This window comes from Amycolatopsis sp. NPDC048633 (assembly GCF_040650695.1).
Classification (GTDB): Bacteria; Actinomycetota; Actinomycetes; order Mycobacteriales; family Pseudonocardiaceae; genus Amycolatopsis.
In genome coordinates, this window is record NZ_JBEZHS010000057.1 from 1 (window position 1) to 18,343 (window position 18,343).

Genomic DNA, 18,343 nt, shown 5'->3' on the forward strand with positions numbered 1-18,343 from the left:
AACGCCCGGTCCCATTCCGAACCCGGAAGCTAAGCCTGACAGCGCCGATGGTACTGCAACCGAAGGGTTGTGGGAGAGTAGGACACCGCCGAACTAACGTTCCGTACGGCCCGTTAGGATAGCCAGTTGGCTGCCCTAGCGGGCCGTACGTGTATGTCCAGAACAAGATTTTTCCACGGCAGGAGGCCAGGTGTCCGAGTTCGGTCGACGAGACTCAGCGGATGATGGGTCAGGCCGGTCGGCACGCCGGGACGAAGGCTCCCGGGGCCGATCGGACGGACCCGGAGGAGACCGGCGCGGTGCGCGGCAGGACCGCGGCGGCCGCGACAACACGCACCAGGGCCGGCCGCGCCGGGACGACCACGGGGTCCGTGGCGGCGGCAAGCCCTTCCGCGGTGGCGACGGTCCCCGCGACCGCGACCAGCGGGGCGGATACGCAGGTCAGAGCCGTGACAGCGGCCGCACCGGCGACCGCGACGAGCGCCGCGGCAGCTCCCGCGACTCCGGTGACCGGGCCGGCCGGCCCGGCGGCGGCAGCAAGTTCTCCGGTGGCCCGGCCCGTACGGGCGGCGGCCGGTTCGATGACCGCGGCGGCAACCGTTCCGGTGGCCGTCACGACGACCGCGGCGGCGAGCGTTCGGGCCGCGGCTCCGACGACCGCGGCGGCCGTCCCGGCGGCAGCCGCCCCCAGGGCAAGGCGTCGTTCGGCGACCGCAAGCCCCGCTGGGAGGACCGCGGCGGCTCCTCGCGCGGCGACGACCGTGGTGCTCGTTCGGGTGGTTTCCGCTCGGACGCCCGCGGTAAGGACGACTCCCGCGGCAGCTACCAGCGCCGCGACGACGACCGCAAGCCGGGCGGCTTCCGGTCCGACGACCGCAACCGCGGTGGCAGCGACCGTCGCGACGATTCGCGCGGGTACCAGCGCCGCGATGACGACCGCGGTGGCAAGACCGGTGGTTTCCGGTCCGACGACCGCAACCGCGGCGGGAGCGACCGTCGCGACGATTCGCGCGGGTACCAGCGCCGCGACGACGACCGCGGCAGCCGCACCGGTGGGTACGGCTCGAGTGACCGCGCCCGCGGAAGCGACGATCGCGGCGGCAAGACGGGCGGCTTCCGCTCCGACGACCGCCGGGACGATTCGCGCGGTGGCAGCTACCAGCGTCGCGACAACGACAAGAGCAGTGACCGTGGCAGCGACTCTCGCGGCGGTAGCGGTGGTTACCAGCGTCGCGACAGTGACAAGAGCAGCGACTCGCGCGGTGGCGGCGGCAGCTATCAGCGTCGCGACAACGACCGCGGCAGTGACCGGAGCAGCGACTCCCGGAGCAGCAGCGGCAGCTACCAGCGTCGCGACAACGACAAGAGCAACGACTCTCGCGGTGGCAGCAGCAGCTACCAGCGCCGTGACAACGACCGCGGCAGCGACCGGAGCAGCGACTCCCGGGGCAGCAGCGGTAGCTACCCGCGCCGTGACAGTGACAAGAGCAGCGACTCTCGCGGCGGCGGCAGCAGCTACCAGCGTCGCGACAACGACAAGAGCAACGATCGGAGCAGCGACTCCCGGGGCAGCAGCGGCAGCTACCAGCGCCGTGACGACGACCGCGGTCCCCGGACCGGCGGCGGCTTCCGGGGCACGGACAAGCGGGGTACGGACAAGCGCGGCAGCGACCGTCCCGCGGGCTACCGGGAAACGCGGCCCAAGGTCGGGTCCGCGCTCGGTGACGAGGCCCTCGCCAGGGAGCTCCTCGAAGCGCCGGAGCTGCCCGAGGACATCGAGTTCTCCGACCTCGACGAGGACGCCCGTCGCGAGCTGAGGACCCTGCCGAAGGGCCTCGCCGAGACCGTCGGGAAGCACCTCGTCGCCGCCGGCGGGCTGCTCGACAGCGATCCCGAGGCCGCGCTCGAGCACGCCAAGTACGCCAAGGCCAAGGCCTCGCGCATCCCGATCGTGCGGGAGGCGCTCGGCCTGGTCGCCTACCACTCCGGCAACTGGTCGGAGGCGCTGTCGGAACTGCGCGCCGTCCGGCGGATGACCCGCAGCGACGACCACATCGCGATCATCGCCGACGCCGAGCGCGCGCTGGGCCGGCCCGAGCGGGCGCTGGACCTCGCGAAGGAAACCGACACGGCGAAGCTGACGAAGGCCACCCAGGTCGAGCTCGCCATCGTCGCGGCCGGTGCGCGGCGGGACCTCGGGCAGCTCGACGCCGCCGTCGTCTCGCTGCAGGGCGCCGACCTCAAGGCCGAGAAGCGCGACCCGTGGAGCGCGCGGCTCTTCTACGCCTACGCCGACAACCTCGCGGCCGCCGGGCGCAAGGAGGAGGCCGTCCGCTGGTTCCTCAACGCGGCCGAGGCCGACGCGGAGGACGAGACCGACGCCTCCGAGCGGGCCGCGGACCTGGCCAACGAGAACACCGACAACGCGGAAAAGAACGAAAAGAACGAAAAGGACACCGAAGAATCGGATGAGTGACGCTCTGCTCGCGGCCTACGACGCGGTCCTGTTCGACCTCGACGGCACCGTCTACCACGGCTCCCGGGTGATCCCGGGCGCCCCGGAGACGGTGCGGGCCGCGCGTGAGCACGGCACTCCCGTCCGGTTCGTGACGAACAACGCGTCCAAGGCACCGGACGAGGTCGTCGCGCACCTCACCGGTCTCGGCATGCCCGCCGAGACCGATGAGGTGCACACCAGCGCCCAGGCCGGCGTGCAGCTACTGGCCGAGCGGCTCGAGCCGGGCGCGGAAGTCCTCGTCGTCGGGACCCGGGCGCTCTCCGACGAGGTCGCCGGGGCCGGCCTGAAGCCGGTGCGGAAGAACGCCGGGAGCGTCAAGGCGGTCGTCCAGGGGCACTCGCCCGACAACACCTGGGCGGCGCTGGCCGAAGCCTGCCTGGCCATCCGCGCCGGCGCGCTCTGGGTGGCCTGCAACGTCGACGCCACCCTGCCCAGCGAGCGCGGGCTGCTGCCGGGCAACGGCTCGATGGTCGCCGCGCTGCGGACCGCCACTGACGTCGAGCCGCTCGTCGCCGGGAAGCCGCAGCCGCTGCTGTTCGAGACCGCGGCGAAGTCGGCTGGTGCCGGGCATCCACTCGTCGTCGGTGACCGGCTGGACACCGACATCGCCGGCGCGGTCGCGGCGGGCATGGACTCGCTCGTCGTGCTTTCCGGGGTCGCGACGCCGAAACAGCTGATCGAGGCGATCCCGGCCGAGCGCGCCACTTACCTCGCCGAGGACCTCACGGCGCTCGAAGGCAAGGCCGAGGACCTGAAGATCGGCCCCCGCCCGGGCTGGATGGTCACCGCCCAGGACGGCGTCCTGACCGCGAGTGGCGACGGCGACGACCTGGACCTGCTCCGCGCGCTGTGCCACACAGCCTGGGAGACGGGCGTCACCGAGGTCGGCGGGGACGCCGCGGCACGGCTCGGCCTGTCCTGACTGATACCGTTCGTGACGTGCAGGATCACCCCTACCCCGTGCCGGGCCCGCCGCCCGGTTCGTTCGCGCAGCAGACCGACCCGCGGGCCGGCATCGACGAGGCCGTCGCCGGCCTGGACGACCTCGACGCGCTTCCGCTCGCGGAGCACGTCGAGCGTTTCGACGCCGTGCACACCGAGCTGACGGTCGCCCTCTCCAGCATCGACAAGGTCTGACCACGGTGCCCAAGCGGGCGCGCCTCGACGCGGAACTGGTTCGGCGCGGCCTCTCCCGGTCGCGTGAGCAGGCCTCGGCCCTGATCACCGCCGGCAAGGTCACCGTGCGCGGCATGGTGGCGACCAAGCCCGCCACCGGTGTCGAGACCGACGCGCCCATCGTCGTGAAGGACGAGGACGACCCCGGCTGGGCCTCCCGCGGCGCGCACAAGCTGCTCGGCGCCCTGGAAGCGTTCACGGGCCTGAGCGTCGAGGGCAAGCGCTGCCTCGACGCCGGCGCGTCCACCGGCGGCTTCACCGACGTCCTGCTCCGGAACGGCGCCGAGACCGTGATCGCCGCCGACGTGGGCCGCGGCCTGCTCGACTGGCGGATCCGCACCGACGAACGGGTGGTGGTCATGGACCGCACCAACGTCCGCAACCTCACCCCCGAGGACCTCGGCGGGCAGGTCGACCTCGTCGTCGGGGACCTCTCGTTCATCTCGCTCAAGCTCGTGCTGCCCGCGCTCGCCGCCTGCGCGCGCGACGGCGCCGACCTGGTGCCGATGGTGAAACCGCAGTTCGAAGTGGGCAAGGACCGGCTCGGCAGCGGCGGGGTCGTCCGCGACCCGGAGCTGCGCGCCGAGTCGGTGCTCACCGTCATCGACGAGGCCGCGAAATTGGGGCTCGCGCTGCGCGGCGTCACCGCGAGCCCGCTGCCCGGGCCGTCCGGGAACGTCGAGTACTTCGTGTGGCTGGGCAAAGTCCGTGTCACTGAAGAACGTGTGGCCGAGTCCACTGTGGACGCGGTAGACAGGTCTGAGGCCGAGCGGCTCGTCCGAACCGCCGTCGAGGAAGGGCCCGCATGACCACCGAACGTGAAGTTCTCCTCATGGTGCACCCCGATCGCGAAGCGACGGGCGAGGCCGCGCGCGAGGTTTCGGCGCGCTTCGCCAAGGCCGGCATCCGGATCCGGGTGATCGAGGAAGACGTCTGCGCGCTCATCAACCCGGACAACCACGGCGTCGGGTCGACCTGCACCGTCGTGGACCCGGACGACAACCCCGCCGACGGCGTCGAGCTGGTGTTCGTCCTCGGCGGCGACGGCACGCTGCTGCGCGCGGCCGAGCTGGCCCGCCCGGCGGGGGTGCCGGTGCTCGGCGTGAACCTCGGGCGCGTCGGCTTCCTCGCCGAGGCCGACTCGGACGCGCTGGCCGACACCGTGCAGCGCGTCGTCGACGGCGACTACCAGGTCGAAGAGCGGATGACCATCGACGTCACCGTCACCGACGGCGGCACCGAGCTCGCCCGCACCTGGGCGCTCAACGAGGCCAGCGTCGAGAAGAGCACGCGCGAGCGGGTCCTGGACGCGCTCATCGAGGTCGACGGCCGGCCGGTGTCCGCCTTCGGCTGCGACGGTGTGCTGTGCGCCACACCGACCGGTTCGACGGCCTACGCCTTCTCCGCGGGCGGCCCGATCATCTGGCCGGACGTCCAGGCGCTGCTGGTGGTGCCGAGCAACGCGCACGCGATGTTCGCGCGGCCGCTGGTCGTCTCGCGGAACTCGGTGATCACCGTCGGGATCGACCCCGACGGCTCGTCGGCGGTCCTGACCTGCGACGGCGGCCGGCTCATCGACCTGCCGCCGGGGGCCCGGGTCCGGGTGACGTGCGGCAAGACCCCCGTCCGGCTGGTCCGGTTGTGGGACGGGCCGTTCACCGACCGCCTGGTGCAGAAGTTCTCGCTGCCGGTGAAGAGCTGGCGCGAGCGGCACGCGCGCCCCTGCGAATAAGGACCGCTCGGCGATCCATTCGAACATATCGGCGACTCGCCGGGCGCCCGCACGCGCAGAGTGTCGGTGGGGGCCGCTACGGTAGGCGGCGTGCTGGCCGAGATGCGCATCCAGGGCCTCGGAGTCATCGAGGACGCCCTGCTGGAACTGCACGCGGGCTTCACCGTTGTCACCGGTGAGACGGGTGCGGGAAAGACCATGGTCGTCACCGGGTTGCACTTGCTCTCCGGGGGCCGGGCCGAGGTGTCCAAGGTCCGGACGGGGATGCTCAAGGCGTTCGTGGAAGGACGGTTCACCTACTCGGGCGTCGAAGGCGCCGAACGGATCGTCACCGATTCGGGTGCGGACGTGGACGAGGACGGCAGCGTGATCGCGCTGCGCGCGGTCGCCGTCGACGGCCGGTCCCGGGCCCACCTGGGCGGCCGGTCCGTGCCGGTCGGCGTGCTCGCGGAGCTGTCCGAACAGCTGATCGCGGTGCACGGGCAGAACGACCAGCTGCGGCTGCTGCGGCCCGCCGAGCAGCGCGCGGTCATCGACCGGTTCGCCGGCGACTCGGTGTCGAAGCCGTTGCGCGCGTACCAGGAGATCCGGACCGAGTGGCTGGCGGTGATCGCCGAGCTGACCGAGCGCTCCACGCGCTCGCGGGAGCTGGCCCAGCAGGCCGACCTGCTCAAGCACGGGCTCACCGAGATCGACGCCGTCGCGCCGCAGCCGGGCGAAGACGTCGAGCTCACCGCACAGATCAAGCGGCTCGCGGCGGTCGACGAGCTGCGCGCGACCGCGACCGAGGCGCACGTCGCGGTGTCGGGCTCGCTGGACGGCGATCCGGACGTCCCGAGCGCGGCCGGCCTGGTCTCGGAGGCGCTGCGGCGGCTCTCGACGTCCGAGGACGCCGTGCTGCGGGAGCTGGCGCCGCGGCTGGAAGAGGCGTCGGTGCTGCTGGCCGACGTCGGGGCCGAGCTCGGCAGCTACGTCGAGACGCTGGACGCCGACCCGGCGCTGCTGGAGAAGGTCCTGGCGCGCCAGGGCGACCTCAAGCGGCTGACCCGCAAGTACGCGGCGGACGTCGACGGCGTGCTGGCCTGGGCCGACGACGCCCGGCGCCGCCTGGAGTCCATGGACACCTCGGAAGAGGCGCTGGCGGAGCTGGCCATGCGGCGCGACCAGCTTGCGGTGCAGCTGGCCGCGCACGCCGTCGAGGTGTCGGCGGCCCGCGAGAAGGCGGCGGCCGAGCTGGCCGCGGAGATCACGAAGGAGCTGTCCGGGCTGGCGATGGGCCAGGCCGCGATCGAGGTGACGGTCGAGCAGCGCCCCGCCGAGCACGGCGACACGCACGCGCTGACCCTCGACGGCCGCGCGGTGCACGCGGGCTCGGACGGCGTCGACGACGTCGAGCTGCTGCTGCGGGCCCACGACGGCGCGCCGCCGCTGCCGGTGCACAAGGCCGCGTCCGGCGGTGAGCTGTCGCGGGTGATGCTGGCGATCGAGGTGGTCCTCGCGCACGCGGACACGGTGCAGACCCTGGTGTTCGACGAGGTCGACGCGGGGGTCGGCGGCCGGGCGGCGATCGAGATCGGCCGCCGGCTGGCCCGGCTGGCGCGGACCCACCAGGTCTTGGTGGTCACGCACCTGCCGCAGGTCGCCGCGTTCGCCGACCAGCACCTGGTGGTGGACAAGGGACACAGCGGCGGCGTCACGCGCAGCGGTGTGAAGAACCTGAGCCAGAGTGACCGGGTGAGCGAGCTGGCCCGGATGCTGGCCGGCATGGACAACGAGACCGGCCGCGCGCACGCCGAGGAGCTCCTGGCGACGGCGGAGAAGGACAAGACCGAGTTCGAGCCGAAACGCAAGCGGGCCAAGAAGAAGTAGCTTCCGAAGGTGAGACGTGCCGCAGCTCGCCGACGAACCGAAGGTCACGGACTGGCTGTCCGTGTGGTTCAGCCTGGGCTCCGCGGTCATCGCCCTCCTCGCCCTGGTCGCCGCCGGGATCGCGGTGCGGGCGACCGTCGCGACCAACCGGACGCAGTCCGAACAGCTGAGACGCCTGGAAGAGGCGGCGACCCGGGACCGCGCGGCGAAGTTCGCGGTCTGGGCACTCCCGCCGGTCGCCCGGCCGCAGGTGTTCTTCCGCAACGGCGCTCCGACGCCGATGTACGACGTCGTCATCCGGTTCACGCTGAACGGCGTCGATGCTTTCGTCCACTCCGCGGGCACGCTGCCGCCTTCCGAGGAGCCGCAGCCGCTGCCGGATGTGGCAGCGGGCCTGCACGACGCCATCCGTGCGCGAGCGCTGGCCGACGTCGAGTTCGAAGCTCTTCCGGAACCCCCGGACGCCTCGGCGTTCGACTCCGACCTGCTCATGACGCCGGAGTGGCAGCGGTACCAGCGGGACCGCGCGCCCGTCGACGGCCGCAACGAACGAGCCGGGCAGGCCGCGCTCGAGGAGTTCACCGCCGCCATGGAGCTGGCGATGTCGGTGACGTTCAACGACGGGGAGAGCTCCTGGGTCAGGACCGCGGACGGTCGTCTGCGTCCAGGTCCGCGGTGATCCGCCCGAACACCTCCGCCAGCACCCGCGCCTGCTCGGGGCTCACCTGAGCCGCGAAGTGGCGCTCGACGCCGCGGACGTGCGTCGGCCACGCCTTCTCCAGCGCCGCCAAGCCTTCCGGTGTCAGCACCACCAGCGTGGACCGGCGGTTGGCCGGGTCGGGCTCGCGCCGCGCGTAGCCCGACTGCTCGAGGCCGTCGACGATGCGCGTCAGGCCGCTCGCGCTGTGGACCAGCGCCGCCGCGAGGTCCTTCATGTGCAGCCGGCGGTCCGGGGCCTCCGAGAGCTGGACCAGCGCGTCGTACGTCCGGTGCGTCATGCCGTGCTCGGCCCGCAGCTCCGCGTCCAGCACCCTCAGCAGCAGCGCCGACGAGCGCAGGAAACCCCGCCACGCCGTGTCGTGCTCTCGAGACAGGCTCACCCCGGGAATACTACTCGCGCGGACAGTTGTTGTGCGGACTGTTCGCATGCGAAGAAAGGACCCGAGATGCGCGCGGTCGTACTCCGAGAACCCGGTCCCGTCGAGAACCTCGAACTCACGGACTTCCCCATGCCCGAGCCGAAGCCGGGCTGGGTGCGGATCGCCGTCAAGGCGTTCGGCCTCAACCGGTCCGAGCTGCACACCCGCCTGGGCCTGGCCGAGGGCGTCACGTTCCCGCGCGTGCCCGGCATCGAGGCCGTCGGTGTGGTCGACGCCGATCCCAGCGGCGAACTCGAGCCCGGGCAGCAGGTCGCGACCATGATGGGCGGGATGGGCCGCACCTTCGACGGCGGCTACGCCGAATACACGGTCGTGCCGCAGGGACAGGTCATCCCGTTCCGCTCGGCACTGCCGTGGGAGGTGCTCGGCCAGGTCCCGGAGACGCTCCAGACCGCGTACGGCTCCCTCACCACCGGCCTCGACCTGCGCGAAGGCCAGACCCTGCTGATCCGTGGTGGCACGTCCGCGCTCGGCTTCGCCACCGCGGCCCTGGCGAAAGACCTCGGCGCCACGGTCTTCGCGACCACCCGGCAGCCGGACCGGCTCGAAACCCTGCGCGACCACGGCGTCGACCACCCCCTGCTCGACGACGGCGACATCGCGAAGCAAGTCCGGGAAATCACGCCCGAAGGCGTCGACGCGGCCCTCGAACTCGTCGGGACGCCGACCCTGCCGGACACCCTGAAGGCCACCCGCGTGCACGGCACCGTCTGCTTCACGGGCATGTTGTCCAACCACTGGACGATCTCGAACTTCTATCCGATCGGCTACCTTCCCGCCGGGGTGCGGTTGACCGCTTATGGTGGTGAGGCGGACGACCTGCCCGCCTCCGTCCTCCAGCGCCACCTCGACCGGATCGCCGCCGGCGAAGCGAGTCTCGGTCCGGCGAAGGTGTACGCGATGACGGAGATCCGGCAGGCGCACGACGACCTGGAGCACAACCGGACGGCGGGCAAGCTCGTCGTGCTGACCGGCCGAGCGGAGGGAGCCGCCCTGTGATCCTGCCGCCGCCCGCCGACGTCGAGGCCCAGCTGGCCGCCGCCCGGCGCGACAGCGACCTCGACCGCTACCTCGGCCTGCTGGCCGGGGAAGAGCTGTTCGTCCCGATCCGGCGGGTGGACGCCCGCAGCATCCTCGAGGAGCGGGCGGAGACCTTCCCCAACGTCTACTTCGAGACGGGCGGCGACGAGTTCCTGCAGGTCTTCACCCGCGGCGCGCTGCCCGACCTCGGCCCGGACGTCGTCGCCATGGGCGGCGCGCTGGACTGGGCGGTCGACGGCGTCGGGCGGCACGAGCGGGTCGTGTTCAACCGCGGCACCCGCGGCGAGTGGCGGCTGCCGGGCGCGACGCTGCAGCCGTGGCTCGACGCGCACAAAGACGACGTCACGCCGCTGGAAGAGCAGGTCGAGTGGCTGATCACCGCGCCGTACGGGCACCTCGAAGGGCCGATCGCGCACGCGCTGGCCTGCGGCGCGCACCTGGCGGTGCTCAACGCGGCGCCCTGGAACGTGCTCGACGCGCGCCGCCACGACTATGTGGCCGAGGTGCGGGGCCTGCGGGACTGGTGGGGTGTGCCGGACCCGCCCGGCTGGCGCGCGACGATGGCCGACCTGATCGGCGACGGCTACGCGCTGACGCCCGGCAACCTCGTGCTCATGCTGCGCCTGCGGTTCGCCGCCGAGTACGGCCTGACGAGCGGCGAGTTCGACCCGCTGACCTGGGTGGAGCTGGTGGACCGGTGGTGCGCGGAGAACGACGCCGCGGACCAGGCCGACGAGCTGCGGAACACCGTCCGCCGGGTGGCGCGCTGCGAGCAGCGGCTGCGCGCGGACGGCCTCGTCGAACCGGACGGTTTCGTCACGACGGCGCTGTCGTGGGACGTCGGCCGCGCGGTCAACATCGCCCGGTGGGGTCTGGCGGCCGGTTATTGTGACGCGCTGACAGCGGAACTGATGGTGCTCGAAGCCGGTTCACTCGCGCGCCGCTACCACCAGTCATGGGCCGACCTGTCGGCCGGGTACGTCATGGGCCGCGTGCTGCACGCCGAGGACGACGAGTTCGGCGAGTGGTACCCGGCGGCCGTGCGGGTCCACCACCAGCTCCTTCAGGACCCGGCGAGCCCCTGGGTGAACCTCGGTTTCGGGTCGCTTTCGGAGGAGTCGGAGGCCTGACCCGCGCGGGGGATGCGACACCCGGCTCACCACAACGAGTCACGCCTGCTACGGCGTGGCGTCCGTGGTCCCACGAGCAAATTTGTCACCATCGGCCACATGAAGCTCACCGGCTTGCTCACGCGGAACCAAGAACCCCTCCCGGGGATCACCGGGGTCGCCCGGGTCGACCGCCGCACCCGGGAGCTGCTGCGCCGGATCAGTCCGGGCGACATCGTCGTGCTCGACCAGCTGGACCTCGACCGCGCGACGGCCGACGCCCTGGTCGAGGCCGAGGTCGCCGGCGTGGTCAACGCGTCGCCGTCGATCTCCGGCCGGTTCCCGAACATGGGCCCCGAGATCCTCGTCGCGGCCGGCGTCCCGCTGGTCGACTCGGTCGGCGGCGAGCTGCTGCGCTCGATCAAGGACGGCACGAAGCTGCGGCTGCACGACGGCGTCGTGTACATCGGCGAGCGCCAGGTGGCCTCCGGAATCGAGCAGACCGCCGACAGCGTCGCGGACCAGATGATCGAGGCCAAGGCCGGGATGTCGACGCAGCTGGAGGCGTTCTCGGCGAACACCATCGAGTTCCTGCGCCGCGAGCGCACGCTGATCCTCGACGGCGTCGGCGTGCCGGAGCTGAAGGTCGTGGTCCGCGACCGGCACGTGCTGGTCGTCGCGGGCGGCAACGGGCACGCCGAGGACCTCAAGAAGCTCAAGAAGTACATCGGTGAGCACCGGCCGGTGCTGGTCGGCGTCGACGCGGGCGCCGACACGTTGCGCGTGCAGGGCTACAAGCCGGACGTCATCGTCGGCGACCCCACCGGCATCGGCACCATCACGCTGCGCGGCGGCGCCGAGGTCGTGGTGCCCGCGCAGCCCGATGGGCACGCCCCCGGTGTCGAGCGGATCCAGGACCTCGGCATCGGCGCGGTGACGTTCCCGGCGTCGGGCAACGCCGAAGACCTCGCGCTGCTGCTGGCCGACGCGCACGGCGCGAGCCTGGTCGTCACGGTCGGCTTCCAGGCCACCCTGCGCGAGTTCCTCGACCACGGCCGGTCCGGGTCGAACCCGTCGACGTTCCTGACCCGGCTGAAGCTCGGCACGAAGCTCGTCGACGGGAAGGCGGTGGCGACGCTGCACCGCAGCCGGGTGTCGGTCGGCGCGGTCGTGCTGCTCGTGCTCGCCGCGGTCGTGGTGGTCGCCGCGGCCCTACTGGTGTCCGATGTGGGCTCGGTCTACCTGGACTGGCTCCGGGGCACCTGGAACTCGTTCACCGCCTGGGTCAAGGGATTGTTCACGTGATTTCGCTGCGCTACCACGTCGTTTCCATCGCCGCCTGCTTCCTCGCGCTCGCCGTCGGCGTCGTGCTCGGTTCGACGGCGCTGAACGGTTCGCTGCTGTCCGGGCTGGCGGGGGAGAAGAAGGACCTCGGCAGCCAGGTTTCCGATCTCGAAGCGCAGCGCAACGCGCTCAACGCCCGGCTCGCCGACGCGGACGCGTTCGCCGGCTCGATGGGGCCGAAGGTCGTCGCCGGGGCGCTGGACAAGCGGTCGGTGGTGCTCGTGACCACCGAGGACGCGCGCCCGGCCGACCGGGACGCGCTGAAGCAGCTGATCGGCCAGTCCGGTGCGTCGGTGACCGGTGAGGTGCAGCTGACGGCCGCGTTCGCCGACCCGGAGAAGGCCGACCAGCTCCGCGATGTCGTCACGCGCCTGCAGCCCGCCGGCTCGAAGTTCCCGACCGCGGGCGACTCCGGCACGCTGGCCGGCGCGCTGCTCGGTTCGGTGCTGCTGCTGGACAAGACCACGGCGAAGCCGCAGTCCTCGGGCGACGAGCTGGCGGCCGCGATCGGCGGGCTCACCGACGGCGGGTTCGTCAAGGCGGGCCAGGAGGTCAAGCCGGCGCAGCTGGCGATCGTGCTGACCGGGGGCCAGGCGACCGGCGACAGCGCGGGCGACCGCGCGGCGACGATCGCCCGGTTCGCCACGCAGCTCGACCGCAGTGGCGCGGGCACGGTCCTGGCCGGCGACGCCGGTTCCGCGGAGGGGACGGGCGCGCTGGGCGTGGTCCGCGCGGACACCTCGGCTACGTCGATCCTGTCCACTGTGGACAACGTGGACTCGTCGGCCGGCCGGGTGAGCACGGTGCTGGCGCTGAAGGAACAGCTCGACGGCGGCGCCGGCCGCTACGGCATCGCCGGCAACGCGACGGCCCCCGCACCCGGCGTCGGCGCCCCCACCGGCAACTGACCGCAAGCCGTGAATGGCACATTGAGGGACTTGGAGTCCCTCAATGTGCCATTCACGGACTTCGGCCGTCAGCCGGCGAGCCAGAGCGCCGGGACGTTCGGCGGTTCCCAGCCCACCAGTGAGGTGTGGCCCTGGCGGCACGTGTACGTGACGCCGTTGTAGGTCACCTTCGCGCCCGTCGCGTACGCAGTGTTCGGTGCCCAGGCAGGGATCGAAGGCGGCGTCGTGGGCGTGGTCGTCGGCGGAGTGGTCGGGGTCGTGGGTGTGGTCGGAGTCGTGGGAGTGGTGGTGGGCGGTGTTGTCGTCGGCGGGGCCGAGCAGTTCGGGGTCGAGGCCGCCAAGCCGTTGACCACCGCGTGGAACAGCGTCGAGCCCGGGTCCAGGTCGTAGAGCGAGAACATCATCGCGCCGCCGAGGCCCGTGCAGTGGATGTAGTCCGTGCGCGCCTTGATGGACTGGGCCGACGAGCCGCCGTAGAAGTTCGTCCCGTCGTAGAACCAGGCCGACTGCGTGACCGGGTCCCAGTACGTGTCCGCCGGGTTGTCGACGATGCCGGACAGTTCCTTGTACATCGCGACGCCGGGGACGTTGCCGCTCAAGGCGTGCCCGGGCGACGGACCCGAAGCCGACTGGTACAGGCCGTGGTTCGACCCGGCCGGCACGCCGGTCCAGCCGCGGTAGTAGAACGGGATGCCCAGCGTCAGCTTGTTCGCCGGGAAGCCGCCGGCGATGCCGTACGCGCTGTTGCCGTGCAGGTAGTCCTTGATCACCGAGTCGGTCGTGTACTTCTCGGTGCCCGGCGGGATCGTGCCCGACGGGTCGCTCGGCGAGGAGTACAGCGGGTCCTGGAAGTTCGTCGGCCCGGTCGCGTCCCACGCGCCGTGCATGTCGTAGGTCATCGCGTTGCCGAAGTCCAGGTACTGGCCGATCTTGTCGGTCTGGATCTTCGCGATCTTGTCCTGCCCGCCCGGTAGCGCGGCCGAAAGCGCGTAGTGCTTGCCGCCCAACGCGTCCAGCTCGCTGCGGAACTCCGCCATCAGCGCGGTGTAGTTCGCGGTGTCGGCGGCGTTGTAGTGGTTGCCGACGTGGCCGGTCGGCGAACCCGGGTACTCCCAGTCGATGTCGACGCCGTCGAAGATGCCCGCCGCGGTGCCCGGGCCGCCGTAGCCGCCGGACGCCGGGATGTTGCCCTTGATGAACATGTCCAGGCACGAGCTGACGAACTTCTTGCGCGACGCGTCGGTCGCGGCGGCGTCGGAGAAGTACTTCGAGTACGTCCAGCCGCCGATCGACAGCAGCACCTTGAGGTTCGGGTGCCGCGCCTTGAGCTCCTGCAGCTGGTGGAAGTTGCCGGCGACCGGCTGGTTCCAGACGTCGGCGGTGCCGTCGACGCTGATGTCGGAGCCGAACGACTTCTGGTAGTCGGCGAACTGGTCGCCGCCGCCGTCACCGGCGTTCGGGTCGGTTTCGCCGCCCGGGTCCGGGGTCGTCGCCTTCGTGGCTTCGAAGCAGGTGAGGTTGCTCGGGTCGATGTTCTCGAAGTCGTAGAGCAGGTAGTCGAGGTTGCCGGCGATCGTGTCGACGTTCTTGAGGTAGTAGGCGTTCTGGTAGATGGACCACTGGTCGAAGTAGGCGATCCGGACCCCGCTGGAGGTCGCGGCGGCCGCGGGTGGAGCGGCCGGGCCGGCGACCGTGAGCGCGCCCACGACCAGGGCGGCCGCGGCGGCGGCGAACAGCGCCAATCTTCGGGAAACCCTCTGCATGCTGTCTCCTCGCGCAGGCGGACGGCCCTCTCCCGGGCCGCGACGGCGCGGGAGAGGGCGTACGCGATGGTTCTTCACGAACAGGTGCCGGCCCGTTCATGAATGTGCGCGTGCGCACACCGAGTGTCAATACTTTGGACTAGACCAATCTCGGTTCGGCGTGCGCTATGGGACGTGGTGTCCGGATTTCCCAGCGTTGGTAGGGGTTACTTGAGCGGCGGGTCGAGCGGGAAGCACGACACGCGCACCGGCCAGGTGTCGCCACCGGTGGGCAGTGGCATCTTCTTCACCGCGGCAGCGGCGTCGGAGTCGTGCGCCTCTTCGGCCGCCGCGTGGAAGATGTCCGCCGCGATCGACTGGTCGAACACGCCGATCTGCTGGTGCGGCCAGCCCGCGGCGCCCTGCAGCGCGCCCGGGATCAGCTGGTCGACGACCTTGCGCAAGGTCACGCCGTTCGGCGCCCGGTACTTCCAGACGTCGATGCCGAGGTTCTTTCCGAGCTCCGCCATCCGGCCCCACGCGGTGAGGTTGAAGTTGACGTAGTGCCACGACATCGTCCGCGACAGCTCGAGCGGCTGGCTGCCGTCGGCCGCGAACTGCACCGGGAACCGGTTCTTCTCGGCGTCGAGGACGATCTTGCGCGCGGTGTCCCGCTTGCCCAGGTACGCCGCGATCGTCGCGTTCTGCATGTCGAGGAAGGTGCCGTGGTTGTTGGTGGCGGCCAGTTCCAGCTTCGCCTGCGGGCTGGTCTGCATCCAGTCCAGGTACTGCGTGAGCCACGCCTTGATCCCGGAGCGGTCCTTCCCGGACCAGCCCGGGGCGCCGCTGTCGAGCAGCGCGAACGTGTCGAGCAGCTGGCTGAACGACTGCGTCGAGTCGATGATCCCGGTACCGCTGATCGTGGTCTTGCACGGGATGATCTGCGAGTAGTTCATGTTCGGGTTCATCTTGGTGGCCGGGTCGAGGAACCAGGTCCGGATGTCCAGCGCCGCCCGCTTCGCGTACTTCGCGTCGCCGGTGTAGTACCAGGCGAGCGAGAGGTAGTACATCGCGTCCCAGGCCCACATCCGGTAGGTGTGGTCGGTGATCGCGTCGGCCTCCGGGTTGCGCTGGCCGTCCCGGTTCACGTACGGGCAGCCCTGCGGGTTCTCCGGCGTCTTCTCACTCGCCCACCAGTACGGGGCCTGGCTCATGTAGTCGTGCTTGTCGCCGCTCGGCGGCGCGGACGGCTTGTCCATGACCGACCACGGCCCGGCGGTCAGCGCCGTGTTCGCCTTGTCCAGCACGACTTTCAGCGCGTCCCGCTGCGCCTTGGACGCGTGGCCGCTCCGCAGCGCCTGCTTGACCCCCGCCAGCTTCGCCCCATCGGTGATGACGGTGTGCGGTGGCGACGCGGCCACCGCCGTCCCGCTCACCGGGACCAGGATCATGCTCGCAGACAGCGCGAGCGCGCCCAGTACGCGTAGCCTTCGCACTTCCGACCGCCCTTCACGGGGACGTCGAAGTCCCCACTCGTCACCGGGCGGCGGTACGGCTGTGGCGATTCTGTCCGGGCGGTGCGGCCGATGTCAATTAGGCCAGGTACGGCGCTTGTCCAACGGACGCGCGTACGACCCCGCGCGGCTCGTCTTCAGCCCCAGTGCCACCAGGGACTCCGCGAGCCGGACGGCCGCCGCGACGCCGTCGATCACCGGGATGTCGAGCATCGTCGCGATCTTCCGGTCGAGCCCCGTCATCCCCGCGCAGCCGAGCACCAGGACCTCCGCGCCGGCGTCCCGCGCACGCCGGCCGGCCGTCAGCAGCGCCGACTCCGTGCGGCGCTCGTCCGTCAGCTCGAGCACGCCGAGCCCGGCGCCGGTGACCGTGACGCAGTTCTGCGCGACCCCGGCCGAGTGGAGGCTGTCCTCGATCAGCCCGCACGTGCGGTCCAAAGTGGTCACGACGCCGTAGCGGCGGCCGAGCAGGCAGGCCAGGTGCGCGGCCGCTTCGGTGATGTCGACGACCGGGACGTCCAGCAGCTCCCGGGCGCCTTCGCGGCCGTGCTCGCCGAACCCGGCGAGCACGACGGCGTCGAACGGTTCGTCCAGGCCCCGCAACAGATCGAGCACTGCCGCGGCGGACAGGAAGCTGTCCAGCCAGCCTTCCGCGGACTCCGGTCCCCACTTCGGTGTCCTCGCCAGGATTTCGGTGCCGGGGCTCGCGGCCGCGCGGGCCCCGGCTTCGATCTCCTTCGTCATCGCCTCGGTGGTGTTGCAGTTGGTGACGACGATCTTCATCGGTACTTCCTCGAAACCACGAAGTAGAGGGCCGCGGACGACGCCGTGCCGATGAACCACGAGTACGGCGCGGCCGGGGCGAAGAACGGCACCAGCGCGATCACCGCGGCGAGCGCGGCGGTGGGGAAGAACGTCACGAGCGCACGCGGGTTCACCCGCGGGTAGATCCCGCCGTCGACGAACAGCTGCGCGACGTCGACCTTGCCGCGCCGGATCAGGTAGTAGTCGACGATCATGATCCCGAACAGCGGCCCGAGGAACGCGCCGAGCCCGCCGAGGAAGTAGTTGACCACCGTGGGCGAGGAGTACAGCTTCCACGGCAGCACGCACAGCGCGGCGACCGCGCTGATCATCCCGCCGATGGTGAACGTGATCCGCTTCGGCCAGATGTTGGCCAGGTCGTAGGCGGGGGAGACGAAGTTCGCGACGATGTTCACGCCCATGGTGGCGATGGCGAAGGTCAGCGCGCCGATGATGAGCACCGGCGTGTTGTGCACCTTGGCCAGCAGCTCGGCCGGGTCGGTGATGGCCTCGCCGAACACCTGCATGCTGCCCGCGGTGACGACGACCGACAGCAGCGCGAACGCCGTCGAGTTGATCGGCAGGCCCCAGAAGTTGCCGCGCCGCACGGTCTTCTGGTCCGGTGCGTTACGGGAGAAGTCGCAGAAGTTGAGCATCAGCGTGCCGTAGGTGGCCAGGATCAGCCCGGCCGCGCCGAACCACTGCCGGATCTGCTCGCCGGTGGAGAGCTGCTTCGGGCTGCTGGTGAAGGAGATGTTCCAGTGGCCGGCGGCGAGGATCCACACCGCGAGGGCGATCATCACGACCCAGATCGCCGGGCCGCACCAGTCCTGGAACTTGCGGATCGACTCCATGCCGCGGGTCAGGATCAGCGCCTGGGCCGCCCAGAGGGCGATGAAACAGATCCAGCCGAGCGCGTGCAGGCCGAGGAAACCGTGCTCGGTCAACGGTTTCAGGCCCGGGTCGATGGTGAGCACGAGCAGCGTGATGGCCACGCTCGCGAGGTAGGTCTGGATGCCGTACCAGAAGATCGCGATGATCGCGCGGATCAGCGCGGGCAGGTTGGCGCCGAAGGTGCCGAAGCTGATCCGGGCGACGACCGGGAACGGGACGCCGGTGCGCTGGCCGATCCGGCCCATCAGGTTCATGCCGACGTAGATGATCACGAAGCCGAACAGCAGGGCGGTGAACACCTGCCAGGCCGAGAGTCCGAGCACGAACAGCCCGGCCGCGAAGGTGTAGTTGCCGAGGTTGTGCACGTCGGACATCCACAGCGCGAAGATGTCGTAGACCTTCCACCGGCGGTCCTTCGCAGGGGCGAGGTCCTCGTTCCAGAGCCGGGGATCCGGTGGCGCGGTCGTCTCTTGCTGGGAATCGGTGAGCGGGGCGGCGGTCATGCGGGCCTCCGATCGACGTGCGGCGACGG

16 protein-coding genes and 1 rRNA gene are annotated in these 18,343 nt (G+C 71.2%); 12 read left to right on the forward strand and 5 right to left on the reverse strand.

The window, feature by feature from the left end; all coding sequences use genetic code 11:
- The 8 genes from rrf to AB0C38_RS47105 all read left to right on the forward strand — a co-directional run.
- Positions 1-94 (forward strand): 5S ribosomal RNA (gene rrf / locus AB0C38_RS47070); the annotation flags it as partial.
- 96 nt (positions 95-190) lie between these two features.
- Positions 191-2,476: a hypothetical protein gene (locus AB0C38_RS47075; RefSeq protein ID WP_360687360.1), complete on the forward strand. Its 2,286-nt coding sequence runs from the start codon at positions 191-193 to the stop codon at positions 2,474-2,476.
- On the forward strand, positions 2,469-3,440 hold the full coding sequence (locus AB0C38_RS47080; protein ID WP_360687363.1) for an HAD-IIA family hydrolase: 972 nt from the start codon (positions 2,469-2,471) through the stop codon (positions 3,438-3,440). Before AB0C38_RS47075 ends, AB0C38_RS47080 begins: the two co-directional genes overlap by 8 nt.
- Before the next feature lie 17 nt (positions 3,441-3,457).
- Positions 3,458-3,655, forward strand: a complete 198-nt coding sequence (locus AB0C38_RS47085) for a hypothetical protein (protein ID WP_360687366.1) — start codon at positions 3,458-3,460, stop codon at positions 3,653-3,655.
- A 5-nt stretch (positions 3,656-3,660) separates the two neighbouring features.
- A complete protein-coding gene (locus AB0C38_RS47090) occupies positions 3,661-4,503 on the forward strand; it encodes a TlyA family RNA methyltransferase (RefSeq protein ID WP_360687369.1) in 843 nt (280 codons plus the stop codon).
- On the forward strand, positions 4,500-5,426 hold the full coding sequence (locus AB0C38_RS47095; protein WP_360687372.1) for an NAD kinase: 927 nt from the start codon (positions 4,500-4,502) through the stop codon (positions 5,424-5,426). The genes AB0C38_RS47090 and AB0C38_RS47095 overlap by 4 nt, the downstream gene beginning before the upstream one ends.
- Before the next feature lie 90 nt (positions 5,427-5,516).
- Positions 5,517-7,295, forward strand: coding sequence for a DNA repair protein RecN (recN, locus tag AB0C38_RS47100; RefSeq protein WP_360687375.1), 1,779 nt, complete (start codon positions 5,517-5,519; stop codon positions 7,293-7,295).
- 16 nt (positions 7,296-7,311) lie between these two features.
- Positions 7,312-7,974 carry a hypothetical protein gene (locus AB0C38_RS47105; protein ID WP_360687378.1) on the forward strand — a complete coding sequence of 221 codons (663 nt, stop codon included), beginning with the start codon at positions 7,312-7,314 and terminating at the stop codon, positions 7,972-7,974.
- Here AB0C38_RS47105 and AB0C38_RS47110 read toward each other — a convergent pair.
- On the reverse strand, positions 7,934-8,395 hold the full coding sequence (locus tag AB0C38_RS47110) for a MarR family transcriptional regulator (RefSeq protein ID WP_360687381.1): 462 nt from the start codon (positions 8,393-8,395) through the stop codon (positions 7,934-7,936). The genes AB0C38_RS47105 and AB0C38_RS47110 overlap by 41 nt on opposite strands.
- 66 nt (positions 8,396-8,461) lie before the next feature.
- On the opposite strand from AB0C38_RS47110, the gene AB0C38_RS47115 reads away from it, so the two are divergent.
- From AB0C38_RS47115 to AB0C38_RS47130, 4 genes are all read left to right on the forward strand, one after another.
- On the forward strand, positions 8,462-9,454 hold the full coding sequence (locus AB0C38_RS47115; RefSeq protein WP_360687384.1) for a zinc-binding alcohol dehydrogenase family protein: 993 nt from the start codon (positions 8,462-8,464) through the stop codon (positions 9,452-9,454).
- Complete coding sequence (locus AB0C38_RS47120) at positions 9,451-10,626, forward strand: DUF1266 domain-containing protein (protein WP_360687387.1); 1,176 nt, start codon at positions 9,451-9,453, stop codon at positions 10,624-10,626. Before AB0C38_RS47115 ends, AB0C38_RS47120 begins: the two co-directional genes overlap by 4 nt.
- A gap of 99 nt (positions 10,627-10,725) precedes the next feature.
- Positions 10,726-11,910 (forward strand): putative cytokinetic ring protein SteA, encoded by a 1,185-nt coding sequence (gene steA / locus AB0C38_RS47125; protein WP_360687391.1) that lies wholly within the window; start codon positions 10,726-10,728, stop codon positions 11,908-11,910.
- The gene (locus tag AB0C38_RS47130) at positions 11,907-12,857 is read left to right on the forward strand and encodes a copper transporter (RefSeq protein ID WP_360687394.1); all 951 of its coding nucleotides are present in this window, start codon (positions 11,907-11,909) and stop codon (positions 12,855-12,857) included. Before steA ends, AB0C38_RS47130 begins: the two co-directional genes overlap by 4 nt.
- Positions 12,858-12,925: 68 nt before the next feature.
- Here the strand turns inward: AB0C38_RS47130 and AB0C38_RS47135 are convergent, their stop codons facing one another.
- The 4 genes from AB0C38_RS47135 to AB0C38_RS47150 form a co-directional block, all read right to left on the reverse strand.
- Positions 12,926-14,620, reverse strand: coding sequence for a glycosyl hydrolase family 18 protein (locus tag AB0C38_RS47135; protein ID WP_360687397.1), 1,695 nt, complete (start codon positions 14,618-14,620; stop codon positions 12,926-12,928).
- A 206-nt stretch (positions 14,621-14,826) separates the two neighbouring features.
- The gene (locus AB0C38_RS47140) at positions 14,827-16,095 is read right to left on the reverse strand and encodes an alginate lyase family protein (RefSeq protein ID WP_360687400.1); all 1,269 of its coding nucleotides are present in this window, start codon (positions 16,093-16,095) and stop codon (positions 14,827-14,829) included.
- A gap of 93 nt (positions 16,096-16,188) precedes the next feature.
- Positions 16,189-16,896, reverse strand: a complete 708-nt coding sequence (locus AB0C38_RS47145) for an aspartate/glutamate racemase family protein (protein WP_360687403.1) — start codon at positions 16,894-16,896, stop codon at positions 16,189-16,191.
- Positions 16,893-18,314 carry an NCS1 family nucleobase:cation symporter-1 gene (locus tag AB0C38_RS47150; RefSeq protein WP_360687406.1) on the reverse strand — a complete coding sequence of 474 codons (1,422 nt, stop codon included), beginning with the start codon at positions 18,312-18,314 and terminating at the stop codon, positions 16,893-16,895. The genes AB0C38_RS47145 and AB0C38_RS47150 overlap by 4 nt, the downstream gene beginning before the upstream one ends.
- Positions 18,315-18,343: the final 29 nt, after the last annotated feature.

What these genes read in the sequence shown, in the direction of transcription:
- AB0C38_RS47115 (WP_360687384.1), top strand. Translation starts at nt 8,462, where the DNA reads ATGCGCGCGGTCGTACTCCGAGAACCCGGTCCCGTCGAGAACCTCGAA.
- AB0C38_RS47145 (WP_360687403.1), bottom strand. Translation starts at nt 16,896, where the DNA reads ATGAAGATCGTCGTCACCAACTGCAACACCACCGAGGCGATGACGAAG.
- AB0C38_RS47080 (WP_360687363.1), top strand. Translation starts at nt 2,469, where the DNA reads ATGAGTGACGCTCTGCTCGCGGCCTACGACGCGGTCCTGTTCGACCTC.
- AB0C38_RS47135 (WP_360687397.1), bottom strand. Translation starts at nt 14,620, where the DNA reads ATGCAGAGGGTTTCCCGAAGATTGGCGCTGTTCGCCGCCGCCGCGGCC.
- steA (WP_360687391.1), top strand. Translation starts at nt 10,726, where the DNA reads ATGAAGCTCACCGGCTTGCTCACGCGGAACCAAGAACCCCTCCCGGGG.
- AB0C38_RS47150 (WP_360687406.1), bottom strand. Translation starts at nt 18,314, where the DNA reads ATGACCGCCGCCCCGCTCACCGATTCCCAGCAAGAGACGACCGCGCCA.
- AB0C38_RS47095 (WP_360687372.1), top strand. Translation starts at nt 4,500, where the DNA reads ATGACCACCGAACGTGAAGTTCTCCTCATGGTGCACCCCGATCGCGAA.